The organism is Variovorax sp. P4_D9, assembly GCF_056401695.1.
Map to the genome: position 1 here is coordinate 1 of NZ_JBFUIU010001561.1, position 1,012 is coordinate 1,012.

A 1,012-nucleotide genomic window follows, 5' to 3' on the forward strand; every position below is an offset into this window, starting at 1 on the left:
ATGCCGCACTGATCGCCGCACTGCATGCGCGCGGCTTCCGCATCGCGGTGGAAAGCAACGGCACCGTGCCGGCCCCCGAGGGGATCGACTGGCTCTGCATCAGCCCGAAGGCGGGCGCGCCCTGGCTGCAGCGCTCGGGCCAGGAGCTCAAGGTGGTGTGGCCGCAGCCCGGCCTGGACCTCGACACGCTGCAGGCCGGCGGCCACTTCGCGCACCGCTTCCTGCAGCCGATGGACGGTCCCGCGCAGGCCGAGCACATCGCGCTGTGCATCGACACCTGCATGAGACGCCCCGGCTGGCGCCTGAGCCTGCAGACCCACAAGCTGACCGGCATCCGCTGATTTCGAAGCATGACGACCCCTCAGATGATTCCCCGGCGATTCACCGTCAGCCAGCGTTTTTTCTTCGACGCCGCCCACACGCTCGAGCGCGCCATCGAGACCGAAGCCAGCCGCCGCATCCACGGCCACACCTACCGCGCGGAAGTCGCGGTCAGCGGCCCGCGCGATGCCCGGACCGGCATGGTCGTCGACCTCGGCCTGCTGCGCCGGCGACTGGATGCGCTGCGCGAACGGCTCGACCACCACCTGCTCGACGAGGTGCCCGGACTGGGCGCGCCGACACTGGAAAACCTCTGCGTGTTCATCGCCGAGGCCCTCGCCGACATGCAGCCGGCGCCCTCGCGCGTGCGGGTCTGGCGTGAGGCCTTGGGCGACGAATGCGTGCTGGACCTGGCGCCGCGCGCCTGATACCAATTTGCGTTCAATAGATTAGATATGATGTCAGCCCACGAACCTCAAGGAGTCGTGGATGAAGACATTAATCGTGGGGGATAAGCCGACTGTTGAGCGCTTGGCGGAACGGCTCAAGCGAGCCGGCAGTCATGCGGAGTACCAGCGCATCCAGTGCGTGCTCATCCGGGCGACTCTGGGCAGCTCAGCTGCGCAGATCGCCGAGTTGTTGGGCTGGTCCACTGCGACGGTGCATGTCCTGCACTCGCGCTGGTCGAAGG

At 67.5% G+C, this 1,012-nt stretch carries 3 protein-coding genes; all 3 read left to right on the plus strand.

Going from position 1 to position 1,012, the window contains the following annotated elements; translation table 11 throughout:
- Positions 1-341, plus strand: a 341-nt coding sequence (locus tag AC1DY5_RS56890) for a radical SAM family protein (RefSeq protein ID WP_478122916.1), incomplete at its 5' end; no start/stop codon positions are given.
- A gap of 9 nt (positions 342-350) precedes the next feature.
- Positions 351-749, plus strand: coding sequence for a 6-pyruvoyl trahydropterin synthase family protein (locus tag AC1DY5_RS56895; RefSeq protein WP_478122917.1), 399 nt, complete (start codon positions 351-353; stop codon positions 747-749).
- A 61-nt stretch (positions 750-810) separates the two neighbouring features.
- The coding region (locus AC1DY5_RS56900) for a helix-turn-helix domain-containing protein (protein ID WP_478122918.1) at positions 811-1,012 on the plus strand (202 nt) is incomplete at its 3' end.

What these genes read in the sequence shown, in the direction of transcription:
- AC1DY5_RS56895 (WP_478122917.1), top strand. Translation starts at nt 351, where the DNA reads ATGACGACCCCTCAGATGATTCCCCGGCGATTCACCGTCAGCCAGCGT.